Source organism: Streptomyces viridochromogenes DSM 40736, assembly GCF_000158955.1.
Classification (GTDB): domain Bacteria; phylum Actinomycetota; class Actinomycetes; order Streptomycetales; family Streptomycetaceae; genus Streptomyces; species Streptomyces venetus.
On record NZ_GG657757.1, the window covers coordinates 6891119 to 6913677 of the forward strand.

A 22559-nucleotide genomic window follows, 5' to 3' on the forward strand; every position below is an offset into this window, starting at 1 on the left:
GTGAGGATCCTATCTATGACGGCATGCGAAAAGGGGGGCGGGTGCACGGATTGTTACCGTACGCCCCACCCCCCTCAGGGGTAACGCGTTACGCCGGGACGCTCGCGACGCCCGGAGCCAGGAACCTCTTGCCGTTCACGCGCTCGGAGACGCCCTCGCGGTCCAGGTACGGCGTGATGCCACCCAGGTGGAACGGCCAGCCGGCGCCGGTGATGAGGCACAGGTCGATGTCCTGCGCCTCGGCGACGACGCCCTCGTCGAGCATGAGGCCGATCTCCTGCGCCACCGCGTCGAGTACGCGGTCACGGACCTGCTCCTCCGTCAGGACGCTGTCGCCCTGCTTCAGCAGCGCGGCGACCTCCGGGTCGAGCTCGGGCTTGCCGCTGTCGTAGACGTAGAAGCCGCGCTTGCCGGCCTTGACGACGGCCGCGAGGTTCGGGGAGACCGTGAAGCGGTCCGGGAACGCCCGGTTGAGCGTCTCGGAGACGTGCAGACCGATCGCCGGGCCGACCAGCTCCAGCAGGACCAGCGGCGACATCGGCAGACCGAGCGGCTCGACGGCCTTCTCGGCGACCTCGACCGGGGTGCCCTCGTCGATGACGTTCTGGATCTCGCCCATGAAGCGGGTCAGGATGCGGTTCACGACGAACGCCGGGGCGTCCTTGGTGAGGACCGCGGTCTTCTTCAGCTTCTTGGCGACGCCGAACGCCGTGGCCAGGGAGGCGTCGTCGGTCTGCTCGCCGCGGACGATCTCCAGCAGCGGCAGCACGGCGACCGGGTTGAAGAAGTGGAAGCCGACGACCCGCTCGGGGTGCTTCAGCTTCGAGGCCATCTCCGAGACGGAGAGGGAGGAGGTGTTCGTCGCGAAGATGGCGTGCGCCGGGGCGACCGCCTCGACCTCCGCGAACACCTTCTGCTTGACGCCCATCTCCTCGAACACGGCCTCGATGATGAAGTCCGCGTCCGCGAAGCCCTCGGCCTTGTCCAGCACACCGGACACCAGCGCCTTGAGGCGGTTGGCCTTGTCCTGGTTGATCCGGCCCTTGCCGAGCAGCTTGTCGATCTCGGCGTGGACGTAGCCCACACCCTTGTCGACGCGCTCCTGGTCGATGTCGGTCAGCACGACCGGCACCTCCAGGCGGCGCAGGAACAGCAGCGCGAGCTGGCTGGCCATCAGACCGGCGCCGACGACACCCACCTTGGTGACCGGGCGGGCCAGGCTCTTGTCCGGGGCGCCGGCCGGGCGCTTGCCGCGCTTCTGCACCAGGTTGAAGGCGTAGATGCCGGAGCGCAGTTCGCCGCCCATGATGAGGTCGGCGAGCGCCTTGTCCTCGGCGTCGTAACCCTGCTGGAGGTCGCCGTTCTTGGCGGCGGCGATGATGTCCAGGGCGCGGTAGGCGGCCGGGGCCGCGCCGTGCACCTTGGAGTCCGCGATGAAGCGGCCCTTGGCGACGGCCTGGTCCCAGGCCTCGCCGCGGTCGATCACCGGGCGCTCGATCTCCAGCTCGCCCTTGAGGACGGCCGCGGTCCAGATCAGCGACTGCTCCAGGAAGTCCGCGCCCTCGAAGATCGCGTCGGCGATCCCGAGCTCGAAGACCTGCTTGCCCTTGAGCTGCTTGTTCTGGTTGAGGCTGTTCTCGATGATCACCGAGACGGCCTTCTCGGGGCCGATCAGGTTCGGCAGCAGGGCGCAGCCGCCCCAGCCCGGGACCAGACCGAGGAAGACCTCGGGCAGCGAGAACGCGGGCAGGGCCGCGGAGACGGTGCGGTAGGTGCAGTGCAGACCGACCTCGACACCGCCGCCCATCGCGGCGCCGTTGTAGTACGCGAAGGTCGGCACGGCCAGCTTGGACAGCCGCTTGAAGACCTCGTGGCCGCCCTTGCCGATGGCGAGGGCGTGCTCGTACTCCTTGAGGATCTCCACGCCCTTGAGGTCGGCGCCGACCGCGAAGATGAACGGCTTGCCGGTGAGGCCGACGCCGACGATCTCGCCGTCCGCCGCCTCCTTCTCGACCTGGTCGATCGCGGCGTTCAGGTTCGCCAGCGACGCCGGGCCGAAGGTGGTCGGCTTGGTGTGGTCGTGGCCGTTGTCCAGGGTGATCAGGGCGAAGCGCCCGGCACCGAGGGGGAGGTCGAAGTGGCGTACGTGCGCAACTGTGACGACCTCGTCCGGGAACAGCTCGGAAGCCTGCTTGAGAAGCTCGGCGGTGGTGCTCACTTGTCCCCCTCGAAGTGCGGGTTCTCCCAGATGACCGTCGCGCCCATGCCGAAGCCGACGCACATGGTGGTCAGGCCGTAGCGGACGTGCGGCTGCTCCTCGAACTGGCGGGCCAGCTGCGTCATCAGACGGACGCCGGAGGAGGCCAGCGGGTGGCCGAAGGCGATGGCGCCGCCGTACTGGTTGACGCGCTCGTCGTCGTCGGCGATGCCGTAGTGGTCGAGGAAGGCCAGGACCTGGACGGCGAAGGCCTCGTTGATCTCGAACAGGCCGATGTCGGAGATCGACAGACCCGCCTGGGCCAGCGCCTTCTCCGTCGCCGGGATCGGGCCGTAGCCCATGACCTCGGGCTCGACGCCCGCGAAGGAGTAGGCGACCAGGCGCATCTTCACGGGGAGGTCGTGCTCCCGCGCGAACTCCTCGGAGGCGATGAGGGAGGCGGTGGCGCCGTCGTTCAGACCGGCCGCGTTACCGGCGGTGACCCGGCCGTGCACACGGAACGGGGTCTTCAGACCGGAGAGGTTCTCCAGGGTCGTGCCCGGGCGCATCGGCTCGTCGGCGGTGACCAGGCCCCAGCCCGTCTCACCGGCCTCGGGGGAGGTGCGGCGGACCGAGATCGGCACCAGGTCGGCCTGGATCTTGCCGTTGGCGTACGCCTTGGCGGCCTTCTCCTGGGAGCGCACGGCGTACTCGTCGGCGCGCTGCTTGGTGATCTGCGGGTAGCGGTCGTGCAGGTTCTCCGCGGTCATGCCCATGAACAGGGCCGACTCGTCGACCAGCTTCTCGCTCACGAACCGCGGGTTCGGGTCGACGCCCTCGCCCATGGGGTGACGCCCCATGTGCTCGACACCGCCGGCGATGGCGACGTCGTACGCGCCGAAGGCGACGGAGCCGGCGACCGTGGTGACGGCGGTCAGGGCGCCGGCGCACATGCGGTCGATCGAGTAGCCGGGGACCGACTGGGGGAGACCGGCCAGGATCCCGGCCGTGCGGCCGATGGTGAGTCCCTGGTCACCGATCTGCGTGGTCGCGGCGATGGCGACCTCGTCGATCTTCTTCGGGTCGAGTCCGGGGTTGCGGCGCAGCAGCTCCCGGATCGCCTTCACGACGAGGTCGTCGGCACGGGTCTCGTGGTAGATGCCCTTCGGGCCCGCCTTGCCGAACGGGGTGCGGACGCCGTCGACGAAGACGACGTCCCTGACGGTACGAGGCACGATGGCTCTCCTCCAGGGTCCGGAACTGCATTGCTGCTGCGATGCGCTGAGCGCGCGCTCAGGCCCATGCTACTTATGGGTAACGTAGCTGCACAGTCCTGACAGGCGGAGCGGTGAAGGTCACACCTTCGGGGGTGCCGTGGATCCCCGAGGTGTCAGTACGGGCGTGGGCACGGGATGCGACCCGGCCGTGCCCTCTGCGGTGATCACCCCGAACAACGTCCGAGCCACCTCCGCCCCGAACCCGTGCACGTCATGGCTCATCGCGGACAGCGTCGGATGCGTCAGCCGGCACAGCTGCGAGTCGTCCCACGCCAGGAGGGACACGTCCTCCGGCACCCGCAACCCCATCTCCGCCGCCACCGACAGCCCCGCCACCGCCATGATGTCGTTGTCGTACACGATCGCGGTCGGCCGGTCCGGCACCGCCGCGGTCAGCAGCGACCGCGTCGCCCGCGCCCCCGCGTCCCCCGAGAAGTCCGTCGCCACCTGCCACGCCCCGGCCAGCTCCAGCGCCCCCGCCGCCTCGTCGAACGCCGCCGTCCGGATCGCCGTGTGCCCGAGGGCCGCCGCCCCGCCGACCCGGGCGATCCGCCGGTGCCCGAGCGCGGCCAGGTAGCGCACCGCTTCCGTCACGGCCGTGGCGTCGTCGGTCCACACGGAAGGGAGCCCCCCGGTCAGTGAGGGATGCCCGACGGCGACCACCGGCAGCCCGAGCCCCTCCACTAGGCCCACCCGGGGATCGCCGGCCTGGAAGTCGACGAGGATCGACCCGCCGACCTGCCGCCCCCGCCACCACGCCTCCTGGACCCGCAGCTCCTCGTCCATGCTCCGGACGAGCCGCAGCAGCAGGGAACAGGAGTGCTCGGCCAGGACGCTCTCCACGCCCGAGACGAACTCCATGTACCAGGGTTCGAGCCCGAGCATCCGCGCCGGCCGGCACACCGCGAGCCCCACCACGTCCACGCGGGACCCGGCCAGCGTCCGGGCCGTGAGGTTCGGCGCCCAGCCCAGCTCCCGCGCGGCCCGGAAGATCCGGTCCCGGGTCGCCTCCGACAGCCCGGGCTTGTGGTTGAAGGCGAGCGACACGGCACCCTTGGACACGCCGGCGCGCGCGGCGACGTCCCTGATGGTGACGCGGGGGGTCGGCGTGGCCGTCATCGGGTGGGCTCCACGCAGTACAGGGCCGAACGAGCGCTCCGGACGTCCGGAGTCCTCCAGCCGCTCACCCCGATGGTCACCTCTTCGCCCGGCAGCAGCGTGACCAGCCCCCGGTCGGCCCGCGCCCCCGGATCCAGCCGGTCGGCCTGGAGCAGCAGGTCCCGGACCAGGGTGCGGGCGGTCACGGTGATGCCGTCCGGGGCGAGCGCGACGTCGAACCGCGGTGCGGGATAAGGGACGTCACGGTCCGGTACCGGGAAGTGCAGTGCCCGGAGTCCCTCCGCGTCCGCGACCAGGAACTCCTTCGGCCCGACCGGCGTCAGCTCACGCGGGACACCGGCCCGGGCGACGGTCCGCCCCACGGCCGCCAGCTCCACGGCCGCCTGCCCCAGTACCTCGCCCTCGACGGACATCCGGCGCAGGATCAGCGTCCCCCTCCAGTCCTGCGCCGACTGGTTGACGGCGGCCCACTCCAACCGCCCGTCCCGCGCCCGCAGCGTCAGCAGCCGGTCCGCGTACAGCCGTTTCAGCTCGTGGTACAGCGGCTTCTCCCGGCCGTCGCCGTCGATCGCCGCCCAGGACGTCACCGGCCAGCAGTCGTTGAGCTGCCAGACGACCGTGCCCGCGCACACCGGCCAGTGCGCGCGCCAGTGCTCGATCCCGGCCGCGCCCGCCCGCGCCTGGTTGAGCTGCATGAGGTAGTGCCAGCGGTCGAAGTCCCCGTCCGGCACGGCGAAGTGCCGGGCCAGCCCCCGCTCCAGCTTGCCGTTGCCGTCGTCGGCCTTCTGATGGTGCAGCACGCCGGGGGAGTCCGGCGCGAGTTCCTCCCCGGGCAGAGCGCGCCGCAGCGTGGTGTACGCGGGCGGCGCCTGCCAGCCGAACTCGGCGACGAACCGGGGCACGCTCAGCCGGTAGTCGGCGTAGTCCTCCCGGTTCCACACCTCCCACGAGTGGTGGGTGCCGTGTGCCGGGTCGTTCGGGTGGTGCCGCCAGGACCCGGACCAGGGGCTGCCCGCCGTGTACGGCCGGGTCGGGTCCAACTCGGCCACCACACGCGGCAGCACGCCCAGGTAGTACCCCTCGCCCCAGGAGTCCCCGGCCAGCGCCGGCTCCCACCCCCAGTCCCGGAAGCCCCACAGGTTCTCGTTGTTGCCGTTCCACAGCACCAGCGACGGATGCGGCATCAGCCGTACGACGTTCTCCCGCGCCTCGGCCTCCACCTCACCGCGCAGCGGCTGCTCCTCCGGGTAGGCCGCGCACGCGAACGGGAAGTCCTGCCAGACCAGCAGCCCGAGTTCGTCGCAGGCGTCGTAGAAGTCCTCGCTCTCGTAGATCCCGCCGCCCCAGACGCGTACGAGGTCCACGCCCGCGGCGGCGGCCTGCTCCAGCCGCTCCCGGTAGCGCGCGCGGGTGATCCGGGACGGGAAGACGTCGTCGGGGATCCAGTTGACCCCGCGTGCGAAGAGCCGCTCGCCGTTGACGACGAGGGTGAAGCCGGTGCCGTGCGCGTCGGGCCGGCGGTCCAGCTCCACGGTCCGGAAACCGACCCGCCGCCGCCACACGTCCAGCGCGTCCTCACCGTACAGCAGCCTCAACTCCACGTCGTACAGCGGCTGTTCGCCGTATCCGCGCGGCCACCACACCTCCGCGTCCGGCACCCGGAGCCGCACCACGCCGCCCGACCCGTCGACCGTCGCCCGTGCCCGCACCCCGCCCACCGTCGCCTCCACGGTGAGCGGCGCCTCCCCCCGGGTCCGCTCGACGTCGACGGCCAGCTCGACGACGCCCACGCCCTCGTCGACGGTGACCAGCGGACGCACCCGGGCGATCCGGGCCGTCGACCAGCGCTCCAGCCGCACCGGCCGCCAGATCCCGGCCGTCACCAGCGTCGGCCCCCAGTCCCAGCCGAAGGAGCAGGCCATCTTGCGCAGGTACTGGTAGGGCTCGGCGTACGCGGCGGGCCGCTCGCCCAGCCGCCCCCGTACGGCCTCGGCCTCGGCGTACGCGGAGACGAACCGCACGGACAGCCGCCCCGACAGCCCCGTCACGTCGAACCGGTACGAGCGGTGCATGTTCCGCACCGTCCCCAACGGCCGCCCGTCCAGGGAGATCTCGGCGACGGTGTCGAGCCCGTCGAAGACCAGATCGGTCTGCTCGTGCGCGACCGACGCGGACAGGTCTCCGAGCTCCCGCTCGTACGTCCAGTCGCGGCGCCCCACCCACGCCACCTCGGTCTCGTCGCGGCCGAGGAACGGGTCCGGGATCACCCCGGCCGCCATCAGGTCGGTGTGCACACAGCCCGGCACCGAGGCCGCCGGCGTGTCCGACTCGTACCGCAGGATCCATCCGTCGCCGAGCGGTGTGGCCTCCAGCATGCGCACTCCCTTAACCGGTTCAGAGAAGAGTCGTGTGTGGCGTCGTGTGTGGCTTTCACATCGTTGGCGGGAATGGGACTTTACCGGTTGAGAAAGCGCTGTCAGAGTGCCGAACCAGCCATACCGCACGTGCTCTTCCGTCCCGAGTTCCTCTCCGCGAACGGAGCTGATGCACATGAACCGCCGTACCGTCCTCGCCCTCGCCGTGGGCGCCGCCCTGCTGGCCTCCGGCTGCACGGGCACCGGAGGCTCCTCCAAGGGCGCGGATGCCGAGGCGCCCGACGACCCCGCCGAGGTCAGCGGAACCATCACCGTCCTCACCCACCGGACCGACCTCGTGCAGGACGGGACGATGAAGAAGTACGCCGCCGAGTTCCGAAAGACCTACCCCAAGGCGAAGGTCGAGTTCGACGGCATCACCGACTACGAGGGCGAAGTCAAGATCCGTATGAACACGGAGAACTACGGCGACGTCCTCATGATCCCCGGGGTGATCGAGAAGAAGGACTACCCCAGGTTCTTCGCCTCACTGGGCCGTCAGGCCGAGCGGAGCAAGAAGTACCGCTTCACCGACTACACCACGGTCGAGGGCAAGGTCTACGGCCAGAGCCCACTCGGCGCGGTCCCGGGGTTCATCTACAACAAGAAGGTGTGGCGGGAGGCCGGCGTCACCGACTGGCCGAAGACCCCGGCCGAGTTCCTCGCCGACCTCAAGGCGATCAAGTCCAGGACCGACGCGATCCCGTACTACACCAACTTCAAGGACATGTGGCCGCTCACCCAGTGGACACAGGTCAACGGCTCGGTCAGCTGCGACGAACAGGCCACCACGAAGCTCGCCGAGGGCGACCCGTGGGCCGAGGGCGCCGACGTCCGGACCGCCGACACGCTGCTCTACGACATCGTGCGCGAAGGGCTCGTCGAGAAGGATCCGACGACGACCAACTGGGAGGCCTCCAAGCCCAAGCTGGCCAAGGGGGAGATCGCCACGATGTGGCTCGGCTCCTGGGCCGTCATCCAGATGCGGGGCGCGGCGGAGCAGGCCGGCGCGGACCCCGGCGACATCGGTTTCATGCCCTTCCCGGCCCAGAAGAACGGCACCTTCTGCGCGGTGGCGCAGCCCGACTACAACCAGGCCGTCAACATCCACTCCGAGCACAAGGCCGCCGCCCGCGCCTGGATCGACTGGTTCACCGACAAGTCCGGCTACGCGGCGGACAACCTGGCGCTGTCCCCGCTCAGGTCCGCCCCGCTGCCCGAGGTCCTGAAGCCGTACGAGGAGGCCGGGGTGAGGATCCTCGACCTCGACGATGCCAAGGGCGCCGAGGTGAAGACCATCGACAACCAGTCGGAGGTCGGCATCAACAAGCCCGACTACCGCCAGGACCTGGTCGACCTCGCCCGCGGCGCCACCAAGGGCAGCCTGGACGACTTCCTGGACGGCCTCGCGAAGAAGTGGACCGACACCCAGCAGTCCCTGGGGTCCTGATGACGGACACGACCGCAAGGGCGGCCCGGGAGTCGGTGCCCGGGCCGCCCGCGCCCGGAGGGGCCCCCGCCCCGCGCCCCGCACCGCTGTGGCGCGGGGCCACCCCCTGGCTCTTCCTGCTCGCCCCGCTCACGCTGCTGATCGTCTTCACGTACGCCCCGATCGCCAACATGGTCGCCTACAGCTTCACCGACTGGGACGGCGTGAGCCCCGAGCTGCACTACACGGGCGCCGAGAACTACGCCGAACTCTTCACCCGCTCCGACCTGTTCGAGGTCTTCTGGGTCAGCGGCTACTACCTGGCGGCCTCGGTCTTCCAGATCGTCGCCGCGCTGTACTTCGCCACGATCCTCAGCTTCAACGTCCGCTTCCGGAACTTCTTCAAGGGCGTGCTGTTCTTCCCGTACCTGATCAACGGGGTGGCGATCGGTTTCGTCTTCCTCTACTTCTTCCAGGACGGCGGCACCCTCGACTCGGTCCTCGGCCTCCTCGGCATCGAGACGGACCGCGCGTGGCTCGGCTCCCCGACGTCGGCGAACACCTCCCTCGCCGCCGTCTCGGTCTGGCGCTACCTGGGCCTGAACTTCGTCCTCTTCCTGGGCGCGATCCAGTCCATCCCCGGGGAGCTCCACGAGGCGGCCGAGCTGGACGGCGCGAACCGCTGGCACCAGTTCCGCCACGTCATCGCGCCCGGCATCAAACCGGTGCTGTCCCTGACGGTGATCCTCTCGGTCTCCGGCTCGCTGTCGGTCTTCGAGATCCCGTACATCATGACCGGCGGGGCGACCGGCACCGAGACCTTCGTGATCCAGACCGTGAAGCTGGCCTTCCAGTTCAACAAGACAGGGCTCGCCTCGGCGGCCGCGATCGTGCTGCTGCTGATCGTCCTGGCGGTGACCTGGGTCCAGCGGCGCCTCGTCCCCGACGACAAGGTGGACCTCGCATGACGCGCCGCGCGGTGGCCCGAACGCTGGTGTATCTGTCCCTGGTCGCCGCGACGGTGGTGGTCCTGCTCCCGCTGGTGGCCGTACTCCTGACGTCCCTGAAGTCCGAGCGGGAGATGGCGGACGACAGCGGCGCCCTCGCCCTCCCCGACGACCTGCTCAACTTCCACAACTACGCGACGGCCTTCCAGGACGGCCACATGCTGTCGGCGTTCGCCAACACGGCTCTCATCCTGCTCTTCGCCATCGGCGGCACGGTCCTGATCGGCTCGATGACGGCGTACGCGATCGACCGCTTCACCTTCCGCTTCAGGAAGCTGGTCGTGGCCCTGTTCCTGATCGCCGCGCTGGTCCCCGGTGTCACGACCCAGGTGGCGACCTTCCAGATCGTGAACAGCTTCGGCATGTTCGACAGCCTGTGGGCGCCGATCGCCCTCTACATGGGCACGGACATCGTCTCGATCTACATCTTCCTGCAGTTCGTCCGGTCCATCCCGACCTCGCTGGACGAGGCGGCCCGCCTGGACGGCGCCAACGCCTTCACGATCTACCGCAGGATCATCCTCCCGCTGCTGAAGCCGGCGATCGCGACGGTGGTGATCGTCGAGGGCATCACCACCTACAACGACTTCTACATTCCGTTCCTCTACATGCCCTCCGAGGATCTTGGCGTGATCTCGACGTCCCTGTTCCGCTTCAAGGGCCCCTTCGGCGCCCACTGGGAGACCATCTCGGCAGGAGCGATCCTCGTGATCGCCCCGACCCTGATCGTCTTCCTGTTCCTCCAGCGCTTCATCTACAACGGCTTCACGCAAGGGGCCACGAAGTAAGCGCCCTTCTTCTCCGGGGCGCGGGGCCGTGTCGATATGCGGCTCCGCCGCATGGGCGCGAACCACCACGACACACCCGCAGCCGCCGTACGACGAGAAGCTCTGCGGCGGCTAGGCCTCCTTCGCGGACAGAGCCTCCACCAGCACCGGCGTGACCTGCTCGACCTGCCATTGACGCGCGCCATGACCTGCCAGCGCGGCCGCCACGGACTCGGCGTCGACAACCGCAGGCGGCTCCCAGCAGACCCGGCGCACCGTGTCCGGCGTGATCAGATTCTCCTGCGGCATGTTGAGCTCCTCGGCCAGGGCCGAGACCCCGGCCCGCGCGGCCGACAACCGCGCCGCGGCCACCGGGTCCTTGTCGGCCCAGGCGCGGGGCGGCGGCGGCCCCGCGACAGGCTGCCCCGGCTGCGGCAACTGCGCCTCGCTCAGCCCCTTCGCCCGGTCCACCGCGGCCTGCCACTGCTCCAGCTGCCGCTTGCCCATCCGGTGTCCGTACCCGTTCAGCGCGGCCAGCGCGTGCACGTTGGCCGGCAGGGCCAGCGCGGCCTCCACGATCGCCGCGTCCCCGAGCACCTTGCCGGGGGGAGACGTCCCGCCGCTGCGCGATCCGGTCCCGGGTCTGCCACAGCTCCCGTACGACGGCCAGCTGCCGCCGCCGGCGCACCTTGTGCATCCCGGACGTACGCCGCCAGGGGTCCTTGCGCGGCTCCGGCGGCGGGGCGGAGGCGATCGCGTCGAACTCCTGGCGGGCCCAGTCCAGCTTGCCCTGCCGGTCCAGTTCCTTCTCCAGCGCGTCGCGCAGGTCGACGAGCAGCTCGACGTCCAGCGCCGCGTACCGCAGCCAGGGCTCCGGCAGCGGACGGGTGGACCAGTCGACGGCGGAGTGTCCCTTCTCCAGGACGAAGCCGAGGACGCCCTCGACCATCGCGCCGAGGCCGACCCGGGGGAATCCGGCGAGCCGCCCGGCGAGCTCGGTGTCGAAGAGCCGTGTCGGCACCATGCCTATCTCGCGCAGGCAGGGCAGGTCCTGGGTGGCGGCGTGCAGCACCCACTCGACGCCGGACAGGGCCTCGCCCAGGGCGGAGAGGTCGGGGCAGGCCACGGGATCGATCAGCGCGGTTCCGGCGCCCTCGCGGCGCAGCTGCACCAGGTAGGCGCGCTGCCCGTAGCGGTAGCCGGACGCCCGCTCGGCGTCGACGGCGACCGGGCCGGAGCCCGCCGCGAAGGCGGCGATCACCCGGGCCAGGGCGGCCTCGTCCGCGATCACGGGCGGAATGCCCTCACGCGGCTCCAGCAAAGGGATCGGCGCCTCCGTAGCAGAAGTTCCGCCGTCGTCCGGAGGGGCGCCTCCGGTGGTTCGCAGTGAGCTGTCTGCTGCGGTCTCGTGGGCGTCGGTCACATGTCAAGGGTATCCGTGTATGGACAGCGCCCGCCGACGGAACGTTCCGTCGACGGGCACCCGGGGGTCGCAAACCAGTCAGGTCGGGGAAACATCGGGTTCGCGGGTCGTGAAGGCATGGACGGGATCGGTGGTCCGAGTTCCGTTCACGTGAGTGACTGATCACAAAGGGTCATCGGAATGAGGGTCAGTGAATGATCCCGGTCCGCAGCGCGACCGCGACCATCCCGGCGCGGTCGCCCGTGCCGAGCTTGCGGGCGATGCGGGCGAGGTGGCTCTTGACGGTCAGGGCGGACAGCCCCATGGAAACGCCGATCGCCTTGTTCGACTGGCCCTCGGCGACCAGGCGCAGCACCTCGACCTCGCGGCCGGACAGCTCGCGGTAACCGCCCGGGTGGCTCGGGGCGCCCGGGGGGCGGCGGTGCAGACGGGCGGCGGCGGCGCCGATGGGGGCGGCGCCCGGGCGGGTGGGGAGCCCGACGTTGGTGCGCGTGCCGGTGACGACGTAGCCCTTCACACCGCCGGCGAGGGCGTTGCGCACGGCGCCGATGTCGTCGGCGGCGGAGAGGGCGAGCCCGTTGGGCCAGCCCGCGGCGCGGGTCTCCGACAGCAGGGTGAGGCCGGAGCCGTCGGGCAGATGGACGTCGGCGACGCAGATGTCGCGGGGGTTGCCGATGCGGGGACGAGCCTCCGCGATGGACGAGGCCTCGATGACATCGCGTACACCGAGCGCCCACAGGTGGCGGGTGACGGTGGAGCGAACACGCGGGTCGGCCACGACCACCATGGCGGTGGGCTTGTTCGGGCGGTAGGCGACCAGGCTTGCGGGCTGCTCGAGGAGAACGGACACCAGGCCTCCTGGGGTGCGGGACGGGGCCGGCTCGTGGGGGTGAAGCCGGGACGAACCGTGCTTTCAAGGTCACAGTCGTCTTCGGCACCCAACCCGTCCGCCTTTAGAGAATGATCACGAATCGGTGATAACAATCCGTGCAATTCGGACACGCGGTCGATCATTCGAAGGTCGAACGGTTTCGCTCTGCGTCGCTACGCGGTCGAAAGTGGCCGTATCGACAAAGTGATTCGGCCAAGAGAGGGACGCAGGTGTGATCGTCGACAGGGCATGGTTGACCGCCCCGTACAGGTTCGATCAGTACGGGGTCGGAACAGGTTCGATCAGCGGGACTGGGGCCCCCGCCGCTGCGGCAGCGTCACCACCGACGCGTCCCCGGGCCCGGCCGGCGGCAGGCCCGCGACCTGGGCGAGGAGATCGCACCAGGACGCCAGGTGCGCGGCCGTGTCCGGAACCCCGCCCAGACCCTCGCGCGGCGTCCACGACGCCCGGATCTCGATCTGCGAGGCGGCCGGGCGCGCGGACAGCCCGCCGAAGTAGTGGGAGCTCGCCCGCGTGACCGTGCCGCTCGGCTCCCCGTACGCCAGTCCGCGCGTCTGGAGCGCGCCGGTCAGCCAGGACCAGCACACCTCCGGCAGCAGCGGATCCGCGGCCATCTCCGACTCCAGCTCCGCGCGCACCAGCGTCACCAGCCGGAACGTGCCCTGCCACGCGTCGTGTCCGGCCGGGTCGTGCAGCAGCACCAGCCGGCCGTCGGCCAGGTCCTGGTCGCCGTCGACGACCGCGGCCTCCAGCGCGTAGGAGTGGGGGGCGAGCCGCTTCGGCGCGGGGGTCGGCTCGACCTCGATCTGGGGCCGCAGCCGCGCCGACCTGAGCGCGTCGACGGCGGCCCGGAAGGGCAGCGGGGCGGTGTCCGCCTCCCGCCGGTCTTTCTCGGTGTCCTTCGCTTCGTCCATTCCGCCAGCGCCGTCCGACAGTCGTCCCTGAGCCGCAGCCATGCGGGAAGATTACGGGGACCGGAGCCCGGCTGCCGGGCTAGACACCCCGCGCCTCTCCAGGGGCTGAATCACGCCCATGCGCGGCGTGCGAAACTTGCCCCGTGAGTGCCAACGACGCCCCCCGGGTCCAGCAGCCGTCCGCCACGTACGACTCCGCCTTCCTCAAGGCCTGCCGGCGCGAGCCCGTCCCCCACACGCCGGTGTGGTTCATGCGGCAGGCCGGGCGCTCACTGCCGGAGTACCGCAAGGTGCGCGAGGGCATTCCGATGCTCGAGTCCTGCATGCGGCCCGAACTCGTCACGGAGATCACCCTCCAGCCGGTGCGCCGGCACAACGTGGACGCGGCGATCTACTTCAGCGACATCGTCGTCCCGCTCAAGGCCATCGGCGTCGACCTCGACATCAAGCCAGGGGTCGGCCCGGTCGTCGAGCGCCCGATCCGCAGCCGCGAGGACCTCGCCCAACTGCGCGACCTGACCCCCGAGGACGTCTCCTACGTCACCGAGGCCATCGGCCTGCTCACCCGCGAGCTCGGCGCCACGCCCCTCATCGGCTTCGCCGGCGCCCCCTTCACCCTCGCCAGCTACCTCGTCGAGGGCGGCCCGTCCCGCACGTACGAGAACGCCAAGGCGATGATGTACGGCGACCCCGAGCTCTGGGCCGATCTGCTCGACCGCCTCGCCGGCATCACGGCCGCCTTCCTGAAGGTGCAGATCGAGGCGGGCGCCTCGGCGGTCCAGCTGTTCGACTCCTGGGCGGGCGCCCTCGCCCCCGTCGACTACCGGCGCTCCGTGCTGCCGGCGTCGGCGAAGGTGTTCGACGCCGTGGCCGGCTACGGCGTGCCGCGCATCCACTTCGGCGTCGGCACCGGCGAGCTGCTCCCGCTCATGGGCGAGGCCGGCGCGGACGTCGTCGGCGTCGACTGGCGCGTCCCCATGGACGAGGCCGCGCGCCGCGTCGGCCCCGGCAAGGCGCTCCAGGGCAATCTCGACCCGACCGTGCTGTTCGCCCCGACGGAGGCCGTCGAGGCCAAGACCCAGGAGGTCCTGGACGCGGCGGCGGACCTGGAGGGGCACGTCTTCAACCTCGGCCACGGCGTCATGCCGGCCACGGACCCGGACGCGCTGACGCGGCTGGTGGAGTACGTCCACACACGGACCGCCCGCTGACGCACCCGCGCGCCGAGGGGCCCTACCAGCCCGGCCGCGCCCGCCTGCCGAAGAGGATGCCGCGCGGCTCCGGCGGCGGCGGCGTGCCGGGCCGCAACGGCCAGGCGATCAGCATGCCGGCGACAAAGCCCGCGACGTGCGCCGCGTACGCCACCGTGCCGGCGTCGGAGACCCCCTCGCCGGAGGAGTACACCGCCTGCAGGACGAACCAGAAGCCCAGCACGATCCAGGCCGGCAGCCGCAGCGGCAGGAAGATCAGGAACGGCACCAGGACCCAGACCCGGGCCCTCGGGTAGAGCACCAGATAGGCGCCCAGCACCCCCGCGATCGCCCCTGACGCGCCGATCAGGGGGGCGCCCGAGTCGGCGTTGAGGAGCGCGAAGCCGTACCCCGCCGCGTATCCGCAGACGACGTAGAAGAGCAGGAACCGGAGGTGGCCCATCCGGTCCTCGATGTTGTTGCCGAAGATCCACAGGAACAGCATGTTGCCCAGCAGGTGCAGCCAGCTGCCGTGCAGGAACATCGCTGTCAGGACGCTGAGTTCCGGGGACTTGTCGTAGGGCGGCGGCCCGACGACACAGCCGGCTCCCTGTGAGCCGACTCCGACGTCGCCCGTGGGCACCAGTCGTGGCAGCTGATGGTGGATCAGCTCCCGTGGCACCGCCGCGTAATGGTCCAGGAACGCCTGGAGGTGGCACAGCTGGGCCAGGCTGCTGTCGCCCGTCAGGGAGCCGGCCATGCCGGGGGTGCGCAGGAACACGACGATGTTGGCGGTGAGCAGGGCGTACGTCACCCAGGGGGTGCGCCGCACGGGGTTCACGTCATGGACGGGGATGACCACACCACTCGTGTGCCCGCAGAGGCGCCGATGAATCAGGGGGATGTGGCTGAACGCAGCCGTGCGGGTGTGCGTATGTGTCGGCAACCGCCCGCGGCGCGGGGAAGGCGGGTCGCGGGGCCGACGTGAGGAACAGGCGATGAACGACCGAGTTACTCCCGCGATGCACGCGTTGCCCGACGGCGAGGCGGAGCTCACGCTGGTGGTGCGGCTGCCCTGGGAGGACGTGGCGCGCCTCGGCCAGGAGGCCGGGCGGCTGGCCTCCCAGATGCGGCGGCCCGTGACGCTGGATGAGGCGGTGAGCCACCGGTTGCGTTCGTCGCGGGTCGCCGCGCACGCGAAGCCGGCGGGGGAGCAGCCGCCGGCGGTGACGGCTGCTTCGGCGTCGGTTTCGTCCTTGCCGTCCCGGCCGCCGGCGGAGCAGGCGCGGCAGGCCATTGATCGGATCAACGGGACGGCTGGGACTGCTTAGGGAGTTCGCCGTGGGGGGGCGGGGGTGCTGCCGGGTGCGGGCTCGTTGTAACTGGTCGCGCCCACGCGGCGGAGCCGCACATCAATACAGCCCCGCGCCCCTATGGCAATGACCGCGCCGTCCCTTACATCGAACTGCGGACCTTCGTCGCCGCCTTGCGGGCTGCTACCAGGATCGGGTCCCAGACCGGGGAGAACGGTGGGGCGTAGCCGAGGTCCAGGGCCGTCATCTGTTCCGCCGTCATGCCCGCCGTGAGGGCGACCGCCGCGATGTCGACCCGTTTGCCCGCGCCCTCCCTGCCGACGATCTGGACGCCGAGGAGGCGGCCCGTGCGGTGCTCGGCGAGCATCTTGACCGTCATGGGGGAGGAGTTCGGGTAGTAGCCCGCGCGGCTGGTCGACTCGATGGTGACCGCCTCGAAGCGCAGGCCCACACGGTGGGCGTCCTTCTCGCGCAGTCCCGTGCGCGCGATCTCCAGGTCGCAGACCTTGCTGACCGCCGTGCCCACCACACCCGGGAACGTGGCGTAGCCGCCTCCCGCGTTGGTGCCGATGACCTGGCCGTGCTTGTTGGCGTGCGTGCCGAGCGCGATGTGCCGTTCCTGGCCGGAGACCAGGTCGAGGACCTCGACGCAGTCGCCGCCGGCCCAGATGTTCTCGTGGCCGCGGACCCGCATCGAGCGGTCGGTGAGGAGGCCGTCGTGCGTGCCCAGCGGGAGGCCGGCCGTCTTCGCGAGCGCCGTCTCGGGGCGCACCCCGATGCCGAGCACGACGACGTCCGCCGGGAACTCCCGGTCCCGGGTGGCCACCGCGCGTACCCGGCCGTCGTCACCCGTCAGGACCTCGGTGACCTCGGCGTCGTCGACCATCGTGATGCCCAGGCCTTCCATGGCCTCGTGCACCAGGCGGCCCATGTCGGGGTCGAGCGTCGACATGGGCTCGCTGCCCCGGTTGACGACCGTCACCTCGTAGCCGCGGTTGATGAGCGCCTCGGCCATCTCCACGCCGATGTACCCGGCCCCCACGACCACCGCGCGACGGCCACGCGTGCCCGTCAGCGTGTCGATCAGCGCCTGGCCGTCGTCCAGTGTCTGCACACCGTGCACACCGGGAGCGTCGATGCCGGGGATGTCCGGGCGGATCGGCCGGGCACCGGTCGCGATCACGAGCTTGTCGTACGACGTCCAGGACTCGGCGCCGGAGTCGACGTCACGCGCGCGGACCCGCTGCCCGTCGACGTCGAGCTCCATGACCTCGGTGCGCAGCCGCAGATCGATGTCCCGTGCGCGATGCTCCTCGGGCGTACGGGCGACGAGCCTGTCCCGGTCCGGGACGTCGCCGCCCACCCAGTACGGGATCCCGCACGCCGAGTACGACGTGAAGGTGCCGCGTTCGAACGCCACGATCTCCAGCTCGTCGGGCTTCCTCAGACGGCGTGCCTGCGACGCCGCGGACATCCCCGCGGCGTCGCCGCCGATCACGACCAGTCGCTCCCGTGTACCCCGCGTACGGCTCATGCTCATGCGAACACGCTACGGGAGCACGGCATTTCAGTCCTGCTCGCCTGGGGTGCGCGGGCCCCCGGACTCGGGCGCCGGCCGGGCCGTCGGCAGCGGGCCGAGCGCGCTCGGCGCGGGCGCGGGCCGCGGGCGGCGCGGGAGGCGGGGGCGTACGACGCGCAGCCAGATCAGTGTGATCAGGGCGGCCACCGCCGCGAACGGCAGGAGCGCGCCGACTGCCACCGCGAGCCAGCGCAGCATCGTCACGAACGCGTCCCAGCCGCCCGCCAGCGCGTCCACGAAGCCCGGGTCGTCGTCCTTCTCGGCCTTCTTCACCGGTGTCTCGGACAGCGTGAGGGTGATGGTGGCCAGGCTCGTGCGGTCCTTCAGGGACGCCTGGCGCGCGAGCAGCGCCTCCAGGTCGGCCTGGCGGGTGCTCAGTTCGCCCTCCAGGGTCACCACGTCGCCGATCCTCGTGGCGCGGTCCATCAGCTCGCGGATCCGCGCCACGCTGGCCCGCTGCGACTTGATCCGGCTCTCCACGTCCACGACCTGGTCGGTGACGTCCTCCGCCTTCGCGTTGCGGTCGAGGAGCTTGCCCGCGCCCTCCAGCCCGGTGAGGACCTCGTCGTACTTCTCCACGGGAACCCGCAGCACGACCCGGGTCCGCTCGTGGCCCTCCTCGTCCCGGGTGGTGGTTTCGTCCCCGACGTACCCGCCCGCGTTCTCGGTGCCGGCGCGGGCCTGGGCCAGGGCCTCGGGGACGTCCTTGACCTGCACGGTCAGCGAGGCCGTGCGGATGATGTGGGTCGCGGTGAGCTTCGGCGGCGCGGTCGACCCGGCTCCGCTTCCAGCGCCGCCGGGGGCGGCCTCGCGTGCGCCCGCCTTGCCGTCCGCCTGGGAGCCGGTGCCCGCGTTGTCGGCGGCGGCACTGCCGCCGGACGCGTCGTCCCCGGCGCTGCACCCGGTGAGCGCGAGGGCCGCGGCCAGCAGGAGCGCGGCCAGGGCCGGGACGGGGCGGCGTACGGAACGTCGTACGGATCGTCGTGTGCGCATACGGGCATCCCCCGGGGGTCGATCGGACGGGTGTCGGAAACTGCCGACGCTTCTTCGACGCCCGGACGGCACCGGACGTTTGGCCCGGGACGGTCCCGATGTGGTCACGGTCGGGACTCGTGACGGACACCGGGGCGCGGGCGCGCTGTCGGCGGGGTCTGAGAGGCTGGTGGCATGCGCGAAGTTCAAGCCCGGGCGAGCACGGGGCATGTCGTCGTCATCGGGGCCGGCATCGCGGGTCTGGCCGCCGCGCACCGGCTGCTGGAGCGCGGGGCGCGGGTGACGGTGCTGGAGGCCGCGGACCGGGTCGGCGGCAAGCTGCTGCCCGGGGAGATCGCGGGCGCACGCGTGGACCTCGGCGCCGAGTCGCTGCTGGCCCGGCGCCCCGAGGCGGTGGCACTGGCGCGGGAGGTGGGCCTCGCCGACCGCCTCCAGCCGCCTGCCACGGCGACGGCCTCGATCTGGACGCGCGGCGCGCTGCGCCCCATGCCCAAGGGCCACGTGATGGGCGTGCCCGGCACCGCCGCCGCCCTGTCCGGCGTGCTGTCCGACGAGGGCCTCGCCCGCATCGAGCAGGACGCCGAGCTGCCCCGCACGGAGGTCGGTGACGACGTGGCCGTCGGGGAGTACGTGGCGGCTCGCCTCGGCCGCGAGGTCGTCGACCGCCTGGTGGAGCCCCTGCTGGGCGGCGTGTACGCGGGCGACGCCTACCGCATCTCGATGCGCTCGGCCGTCCCGCAGCTCTTCGAGGCCGCCCGGGCCCACACCTCCCTGACGGAGGGGGTCCGCGAGATCCAGGCGAAGGCGGCCGCCGCCCAGCAGACCGGCCCGGTGTTCACGGGCATCCAGGGCGGTGTGGGCACCCTGCCTCTCGCGGTGGCGGAGTCGGTCCGGGCCCGCGGTGGCGAGATCCTGACGGGGACGCCGGTGACGGAGCTGCGCCGCACCCCGGCGGACGGCGGGTGGCGCATCGTCTCCGGTGTGCACGTGTGGCACGCCAACGCGGTGATCGTCGCCGTCCCCGCCCAGGCCGCCGCCGCCCTGCTGCGCACCGACAGCCCCGGGGCCGCCGCCGAGCTCGGCGCCGTCGAGTACGCCTCCATGGCCCTGGTCACCCTCGCCTACCGCCGCGCCGAAGCGGCCCTCCCCGAGGGCAGCGGCTTCCTCGTGCCGCCGGTCGACGGGCGCACCATCAAGGCCGCCACCTTCGCCTCGCAGAAATGGGGCTGGATCGCCGACGAGGACCCCGACCTGCTCGTCCTGCGGACCTCCGTCGGGCGGTACGGCGAGACGGAGATCCTGCGGCGTGACGACGCCGAGCTCGTGGACGTCTCCCGGCACGACCTGCGGGCGGCGACCGGCCTGGACGCCGTACCCGTCGCGACCCGCGTCACCCGCTGGGACGACGGCCTGCCCCAGTACCCCGTCGGCCACCACGCGCGCGTGGCCCGCGTCCGGGAGCACGTCGCCCGGCTCCCGGGGCTCGCCGTGTGCGGCGCCCCGTACGACGGCGTCGGTGTCCCGGCGTGCATCGCGAGCGCGTACGCCGCCGTGGACCAGATCCACGGTGACCTGCGGGGTGTGCAGGAGCTCACCGCCCACCCGGTGCAGAGCCTGCACGGCGGAGCGGGAGAATGAGGAGCATGAGTGACGACGCCTCCACCACCGCGCCCGACCGCCTCCCGAACAAGGGCAAGCTGGCCAAGGACCTCAACGAGGTCATCCGCTACACGCTCTGGTCCGTCTTCAAGCTGAAGGACGTGCTCCCCGAGGACCGTGCCGGGTACGCCGACGAGGTCCAGGAGCTGTTCGACCAGCTCGCCGCCAAGGACGTCACGATCCGCGGCACCTACGACGTCTCGGGCCTGCGCGCCGACGCCGACCTGATGATCTGGTGGCACGCGGAGACCAGCGACGCGCTGCAGGAGGCGTACAACCTCTTCCGCCGTACCAAGCTGGGCCGGGCGCTCACACCGGTCTGGTCGAACATGGCGCTGCACCGCCCCGCCGAGTTCAACCGCTCGCACATCCCGGCGTTCCTCGCCGACGAGACGCCCCGCAACTACGTGAGCGTCTACCCCTTCGTACGCTCCTACGACTGGTACCTGCTGGCCGACGAGGACCGCCGCCGGATGCTCGCCGACCACGGCAAGATGGCCCGCGGCTTCCCGGACGTGCGGGCCAACACCGTCGCCTCGTTCTCCCTCGGCGACTACGAGTGGATCCTCGCCTTCGAGGCCGACGAGCTGCACCGCATCGTCGACCTCATGCGCCACCTGCGCGGTTCGGAGGCCCGCCGGCACGTCCGCGAGGAGGTGCCGTTCTTCACGGGCCGCCGCAAGGACATCGCCGAACTGGTCGCCGGCCTGGCCTGATCAGCGACGCGGCCGTCCGGCCCCGGGCTCGCCCGGGGCCGCGCGACGCGCCTTCGCCTCCGCGTCCGGCTTCGGTTCCGGACGCGGGGCACAGTCCGTACGCCTTCCCGGCAGCCGCCCCGTCAGCAGATACGCCTCCATGTGGCCGTTGACGCAGGCGTTCGGGCCGCCCGCCAGTCCGTGCGCGCCGGCGTCCCGCTCGGTCACCAGGACCGAGCCCGCGAGACGGCGGTGCAGTTCCAGGGCGCCGTCGTACGGCGTGGCGGCGTCCCGTTCGGCGGCCAGGATCAGCGTCGGGGGCAGGGCGCCGGGCCGGGCGCCCACGGCGAGGGGCCGCTGCCGTGGCGCCCGCCAATAGGCGCACGGCAGGTTCGTCCAGACGTTGTCCCAGGTCTCGAACGGCGCCGTCCGCGCGAGCCGGGTGTTGTCCCGGTCCCACACCTCCCAGTCCGTCGGCCAGGAGGCGTCGTTGCACTCGACGGCCACGTAGACCGCGCGGGAGTTCTCCGCCTCGGCGGCTGCCTCCGGATCCCGGGCCGCCTGCTCGACCAGCGGCCGGGCATCGCCCTTGAGGTACGCCGACAGCGCCCGCGCGCTGTGCGGCCACTGCTCGTCGTAGTACCCGGCCTGCAGGAACGCCCCCTGCAACTGCCCCGGCCCGACCTTCCCGCCCGCCGGCCGGGCCGCCAGCCGCGCGCTCGCCCGCGCGTAGCTGCGCCGCACTTCCCGCGCGGTCCCGCCCAGCCCGTACACGTCGTGGTGCCGGGCGATCCACTCCCGGACGTCCTGCCAGCGGCGCTCGAACGCCGCCGACTGGGCGAGGTTGTTGCGGTACCAGACCCGTGCCGGGGCGGGGTGGACCACCGAGTCGAACACCATCCGCCGTACGTGCCGGGGGAACAGCGTCGCGTACAGGGCCCCGAAGTACGTGCCGTACGAGGTGCCCACGAAGGTCAGCCGGTCCTCGCCGAGCGCGGCGCGCAGCACGTCGAGATCGCGGGCGTTGTTCAGCGAGTGGTAGTGCCGCAGCGCGCTGCCGGTCCGTTCGGCGCAGCCGCGCGCGTAGGCCTTCGCCTCGGCGACGCGTGCCTTCTTGAACGACTCCGAGGGGTGCGCGGGCGACTGCGTGGGCCCCTTGAAGAAGTGCTTCGGGTTCTCGCAGGACAGCGGTGCGGAACGGCCGACGCCGCGCGGGGCGTAGCCGACCAGGTCGTACGCGGCCGCGATCCGCTTCCACCCGGGGAGCTGTCCGGCCAGCGGGAAGTACAGGCCGGAGGCGCCCGGCCCGCCCGGGTTGTAGACCAGGGCGCCCTGGCGGCGGACCTTGTGCCTGCTGTCGTGCGGGTCCTTGTGCGTGGCCCGGGCCCGGCTGACGGCGAGTTCGATCTGCCGGCCGTCCGGCCGGGCGTAGTCGAGCGGGACGGTCACGGTGCCGCACCGCATGCCGCCCGGCCGGTCCCGCGCGTCGGGACACGGGCCGAAGTCGACGCCGGCCGCCTTCGCCCGCGCCGCGGCCACGGCGGTGCCACGCAGCTCGGCCGCCTCCCGCTCCCCGGTGACCGGCGTCGCGGCGACCGGCGTCGCGGTGAGGGCGCTCAGCAGCAAGGACCCCGCGGCCGAGTAGAGGAGGGCGGCTCTCATCACGTATCCCTTCGGTGCACCGTGGCGAC

General features: G+C 71.7%; 17 protein-coding genes and 1 pseudogene. 7 read left to right on the forward strand and 11 right to left on the reverse strand.

Annotated elements, in window-relative coordinates:
• Nucleotides 1–88: 88 nt before the first annotated feature.
• The 4 genes from SSQG_RS30190 to SSQG_RS30205 form a co-directional block, all read right to left on the reverse strand.
• The gene (locus SSQG_RS30190; protein ID WP_003993729.1) at nucleotides 89–2218 is read right to left on the reverse strand and encodes a 3-hydroxyacyl-CoA dehydrogenase NAD-binding domain-containing protein; all 2130 of its coding nucleotides are present in this window, start codon (nucleotides 2216–2218) and stop codon (nucleotides 89–91) included.
• Entirely contained in the window at nucleotides 2215–3432 is a 1218-nt protein-coding gene (locus SSQG_RS30195) for a thiolase family protein (RefSeq protein WP_003993730.1), read from the reverse strand. Before SSQG_RS30195 ends, SSQG_RS30190 begins: the two co-directional genes overlap by 4 nt.
• A 120-nt stretch (nucleotides 3433–3552) precedes the next feature.
• Entirely contained in the window at nucleotides 3553–4593 is a 1041-nt protein-coding gene (locus SSQG_RS30200; RefSeq protein ID WP_003993731.1) for a LacI family DNA-binding transcriptional regulator, read from the reverse strand.
• The gene (locus tag SSQG_RS30205) at nucleotides 4590–6968 is read right to left on the reverse strand and encodes a glycoside hydrolase family 2 protein (protein ID WP_003993732.1); all 2379 of its coding nucleotides are present in this window, start codon (nucleotides 6966–6968) and stop codon (nucleotides 4590–4592) included. Before SSQG_RS30205 ends, SSQG_RS30200 begins: the two co-directional genes overlap by 4 nt.
• Nucleotides 6969–7143: 175 nt before the next feature.
• On the opposite strand from SSQG_RS30205, the gene SSQG_RS30210 reads away from it, so the two are divergent.
• Genes SSQG_RS30210 through SSQG_RS30220 form a run of 3 tightly spaced genes read left to right on the forward strand, consistent with a single transcriptional unit; the run spans nucleotide 7144 to nucleotide 10231 of the window.
• Nucleotides 7144–8457, forward strand: coding sequence for an ABC transporter substrate-binding protein (locus SSQG_RS30210; protein WP_039933953.1), 1314 nt, complete (start codon nucleotides 7144–7146; stop codon nucleotides 8455–8457).
• Nucleotides 8457–9404, forward strand: coding sequence for a carbohydrate ABC transporter permease (locus tag SSQG_RS30215; RefSeq protein ID WP_039933954.1), 948 nt, complete (start codon nucleotides 8457–8459; stop codon nucleotides 9402–9404). The genes SSQG_RS30210 and SSQG_RS30215 overlap by 1 nt, the downstream gene beginning before the upstream one ends.
• The gene (locus SSQG_RS30220) at nucleotides 9401–10231 is read left to right on the forward strand and encodes a carbohydrate ABC transporter permease (protein ID WP_003993735.1); all 831 of its coding nucleotides are present in this window, start codon (nucleotides 9401–9403) and stop codon (nucleotides 10229–10231) included. Before SSQG_RS30215 ends, SSQG_RS30220 begins: the two co-directional genes overlap by 4 nt.
• A 111-nt stretch (nucleotides 10232–10342) precedes the next feature.
• Here the strand turns inward: SSQG_RS30220 and SSQG_RS30225 are convergent.
• The 3 genes and pseudogenes from SSQG_RS30225 to SSQG_RS30235 form a co-directional block, all read right to left on the reverse strand.
• Nucleotides 10343–11633 (reverse strand): annotated as a pseudogene (locus SSQG_RS30225) (ribonuclease D).
• 187 nt (nucleotides 11634–11820) lie between these two features.
• Nucleotides 11821–12483 carry a response regulator transcription factor gene (locus SSQG_RS30230; RefSeq protein WP_003993737.1) on the reverse strand — a complete coding sequence of 221 codons (663 nt, stop codon included), beginning with the start codon at nucleotides 12481–12483 and terminating at the stop codon, nucleotides 11821–11823.
• Nucleotides 12484–12806: 323 nt separating this feature from the next.
• On the reverse strand, nucleotides 12807–13481 hold the full coding sequence (locus SSQG_RS30235) for a DUF3000 domain-containing protein (protein WP_003993738.1): 675 nt from the start codon (nucleotides 13479–13481) through the stop codon (nucleotides 12807–12809).
• 101 nt (nucleotides 13482–13582) lie between these two features.
• On the opposite strand from SSQG_RS30235, the gene hemE reads away from it, so the two are divergent.
• A complete protein-coding gene (hemE, locus tag SSQG_RS30240) occupies nucleotides 13583–14650 on the forward strand; it encodes a uroporphyrinogen decarboxylase (RefSeq protein WP_003993739.1) in 1068 nt (355 codons plus the stop codon).
• Between the two features lie 22 nt (nucleotides 14651–14672).
• Here the strand turns inward: hemE and SSQG_RS30245 are convergent, their stop codons facing one another.
• A complete protein-coding gene (locus SSQG_RS30245) occupies nucleotides 14673–15491 on the reverse strand; it encodes a rhomboid family intramembrane serine protease (RefSeq protein ID WP_039933956.1) in 819 nt (272 codons plus the stop codon).
• A 136-nt stretch (nucleotides 15492–15627) separates the two neighbouring features.
• On the opposite strand from SSQG_RS30245, the gene SSQG_RS30250 reads away from it, so the two are divergent.
• On the forward strand, nucleotides 15628–15960 hold the full coding sequence (locus SSQG_RS30250) for a hypothetical protein (protein WP_003993741.1): 333 nt from the start codon (nucleotides 15628–15630) through the stop codon (nucleotides 15958–15960).
• A 124-nt stretch (nucleotides 15961–16084) separates the two neighbouring features.
• Here SSQG_RS30250 and SSQG_RS30255 read toward each other — a convergent pair whose 3' ends face one another.
• Nucleotides 16085–17482 (reverse strand): FAD-dependent oxidoreductase, encoded by a 1398-nt coding sequence (locus SSQG_RS30255; RefSeq protein WP_039933957.1) that lies wholly within the window; start codon nucleotides 17480–17482, stop codon nucleotides 16085–16087.
• Between the two features lie 27 nt (nucleotides 17483–17509).
• On the reverse strand, nucleotides 17510–18514 hold the full coding sequence (locus SSQG_RS30260) for a DUF4349 domain-containing protein (RefSeq protein WP_003993743.1): 1005 nt from the start codon (nucleotides 18512–18514) through the stop codon (nucleotides 17510–17512).
• A 174-nt stretch (nucleotides 18515–18688) separates the two neighbouring features.
• Here SSQG_RS30260 and hemG point away from each other — a divergent pair, with 174 nt between their 5' ends.
• Together hemG and hemQ are read left to right on the forward strand one after the other, a co-directional pair.
• Complete coding sequence (gene hemG / locus SSQG_RS30265; RefSeq protein WP_003993744.1) at nucleotides 18689–20152, forward strand: protoporphyrinogen oxidase; 1464 nt, start codon at nucleotides 18689–18691, stop codon at nucleotides 20150–20152.
• A 5-nt stretch (nucleotides 20153–20157) separates the two neighbouring features.
• The gene (gene hemQ, locus SSQG_RS30270) at nucleotides 20158–20889 is read left to right on the forward strand and encodes a hydrogen peroxide-dependent heme synthase (protein ID WP_003993745.1); all 732 of its coding nucleotides are present in this window, start codon (nucleotides 20158–20160) and stop codon (nucleotides 20887–20889) included.
• Here the strand turns inward: hemQ and SSQG_RS30275 are convergent, their stop codons facing one another.
• Nucleotides 20890–22530, reverse strand: coding sequence for an alpha/beta hydrolase (locus SSQG_RS30275; RefSeq protein ID WP_003993746.1), 1641 nt, complete (start codon nucleotides 22528–22530; stop codon nucleotides 20890–20892).
• Between the last annotated feature and the right edge of the window lie 29 nt (nucleotides 22531–22559).